The sequence below is a fragment of the Kitasatospora sp. MBT63 genome (assembly GCF_000710465.2).
Classification (GTDB): domain Bacteria; phylum Actinomycetota; class Actinomycetes; order Streptomycetales; family Streptomycetaceae; genus Kitasatospora.
In genome coordinates this window covers 1-2,762 of sequence record NZ_JAIZ01000729.1, presented here as the reverse complement: position 1 = coordinate 2,762, position 2,762 = coordinate 1, and the positions used below count along the sequence as shown (strand labels likewise).

Sequence of the window (2,762 nt, the reverse complement as noted above, 5' to 3'; positions counted from 1 at the left end):
ACGGGGCGGGGCGGGGCGGCGCGGGGGAGGCGCGGTGTCAGTACGCGGTCCAGCCGCCGTCGACGGGCAGGCTGGCGCCGGTGATGTAGGCGGCGGCCGGGGAGCACAGCCACAGCGCCAGTGCGGCCACCTCGGCGGGCTCGATCAGCCGCTTGACGGCGGTCCGGTCGAGCATGATCCGCTCGACCACCTCGTCCTCGGGGATGCCGTGGGCGGCGGCCTGGGCGGCGATCTGCCGCTCCACCAGCGGGGTGCGGACGTAGGCCGGGTTGACGCAGTTGCTGGTGACGCCGTGCGGGGCGCCCTCCAGGGCCGCCGTCTTGCTCAGCCCCTCCAGGGCGTGCTTGGCGGTGACGTACGCGGACTTGTAGGGGCTCGCCCGCAGCCCGTGCACGGAGGAGATGTTGACGATCCGTCCCCACCCCTGCCGGTACATGTGCGGCAGGGTGCGGCGCAGGATCCGGAACGGCGCCTCCACCATCACCCGCTGGATCTGGGCGAACCGCTCCGGCGGGAACTCGTGCAGCGGCGCGATGTGCTGCAGGCCGGCGTTGTTGACGACGATGTCGGCGTCGTCGGGCAAAGCGTCCACCGCGCGGGGGTCGGCCAGGTCGGCGACGACGGCCGTCCCGCCGATCCGCGCGGCCAACTCCCCGGCCGGGCCCGCACTGAGGTCGACGACGTACACCCGGGCGCCGGCCGCGGCGAGCGCCTCGGCGCAGGCCCGGCCGATGCCGGAGGCGGCACCGGTGACCAGGGCGGTGCGGCCGCCGAGCGAGGGCGGCGCGGAAGTGGTGTCCATGGCCGAGAACGGTAGGAAGGGCGGGCCCGCACTCCTATGTGCCCGGCAGCCATAGCGGGGGAGGGCCGCATGGGGGGTCGCGCCATGTGCGGCGATTCGGGACAGCCGACCCCCAACCCAAACACGCCGGGCCGGAGCTTCCCCACAACGGACGCCAATGCATCACCCGTTCGGAGGATTGCCCGCCCAGATCCGCCCATAGCGCCCGAATGCTCGCTACATTCACGCCGATTCCCGACAGGGGCGCCGCCCCGAGCACCGGGGGGATCCGGTGCGGCGCTCGAGAGGTGTTGACAGACATGCCCCAACGGCCTGCAACCGACAGCCCGGCGTACGGACCGCTCGATCCGCTCGACCTGCACGACCCGCACGACGTGCCGGACGGGGCCGCCGCGCAGGTGCCCGCCGGGCCCGCCGCCGCGGTGCCCCCGGCCGACCCGGCCGGAGGTCCGGTCCGGACCCAGAACCCTCAGCTCGCGGCGCTCATCGAGGAGTCAGGCTTCTCGCACGCCGGCCTCGCCCGGCGGGTCGACCAACTCGGCCTGGAGCACGGGCTCGACCTGCGCTACGACAAGACCTCGGTGACCCGCTGGCTGCGCGGCCAGCAGCCGCGCGGCGCGACCCCCGCGCTGATCGCCGAGGTCTTCACCCGCCGCCTCGGCCGCCGGCTGACCGCGCAGGACGCCGGCCTGGACGCCTGCGCCCCGGTCTACGCCGGGCTCGAGTTCGCCGAGACGCCGCAGGAGGCCGTGGACATCGTCGCGTCGATGTGGCGCAAGGACAACGGCCCGTACGCCGAACTCCGCAAGATCGCCTTCACCCCGGCCGGCCTGGTGGTCCCCAGCCGGGACTGGCTGATCGGTCGCACCGACGAACGGGTCGCCCGGGACGGCTCCGCGCCGCCGGCCCCGGACACCGCCGACGGGCGCCCGGAGCCGGCCGTCGCCAGGGCCGGCCTGCCCGGCGCGGCACCCCGGGTGCCCCAGCAGGCCCGGGTGCCGCAGCAGAGCCGCCGCCCGCCCGCGGCCGGACCGGAGCAGGCCGAGACCGCCCGCGACCACCGGCCGCAGGTCCGGGTCGGCCGGGGCGACATCGCGGCCATCCGCGCGGTCGGTGACCTCTTCCGCGCCCTCGACCAGGCGTACGGCGGAGGCCACGCCCGGCAGGCGCTGGTCCGCTACCTGGAGAGCGAGGCCGAGCCGATGCTGCGCGGCCGCTACGGCGAACCGGTCGGCCGGGCCCTGTTCAGCGCCGTCGCGGACCTGACCAGGCTGGCCGGCTGGACCTCGTTCGACATCGCCGCGCACGGGCTGGCCCAGCGCTACTTCGTCCAGGCGCTGCGGCTGTCCCAGGCGGCGGGGGACAGAGTGCTCGGCGGCTTCATCCTCACCACCATGAGCCAGCAGGCCGTCCACCTCGGGCACGCCCGGGAGGCGATCCAGCTCGCCCGGGTCGCCCAGCAGGGCGTCGGCACCACCGCGGTGCCCGTGGTGCAGGCGCTGATGCACGCCGCCGAGGCCCGCGGCCACGCCCTGCTCGGCGACGTCCGCTCCTGCACCACCGCGCTGGTGCGCTGCGAGCGGGCCCTCGCGACCGGCCGTACGGGCGACGAAGTCCCCTCCTGGGCCCGCTACTTCGACGACGCCCAGCTCGCCGACGAGTTCGCCCACTGCTACCGCGACCTCCAGCAGTGGCGGCCCGCCGCCCAGCACGCCGAGAAGTCCCTACGGCTGCGCGGGCCCGCCTACGCCCGCAGCCGGATCCTCTGCCGCCTGGTGCTGGCCTCCGCCCGGCTCGGCCTCGGCGAGGCCGAGGAGGCCTGCGGCATGGCCACCGACGCGCTGCGCGCCGCCGGTGAGATGCGCTCCGCCCGCACCGTCGAGTACCTGCGCGACTTCCACCGCCGCCTCGCCCCCTACCGCAGCCACCCGGCGGTGCGCGCCTTCGAGGATGCCGCCCG

General features: G+C 75.9%; 2 protein-coding genes. One reads left to right on the top strand and one right to left on the bottom strand.

The features are described from left to right. Positions 1-37: 37 nt before the first annotated feature. Positions 38-802, bottom strand: a complete 765-nt coding sequence (locus tag AA75_RS37875; protein ID WP_033824977.1) for a 3-hydroxybutyrate dehydrogenase — start codon at positions 800-802, stop codon at positions 38-40. Between the two features lie 299 nt (positions 803-1,101). Here AA75_RS37875 and AA75_RS37870 point away from each other — a divergent pair. Next, positions 1,102-2,762: hypothetical protein (locus AA75_RS37870; protein WP_233289360.1), on the top strand; the 1,661-nt coding region annotated here is incomplete at its 3' end.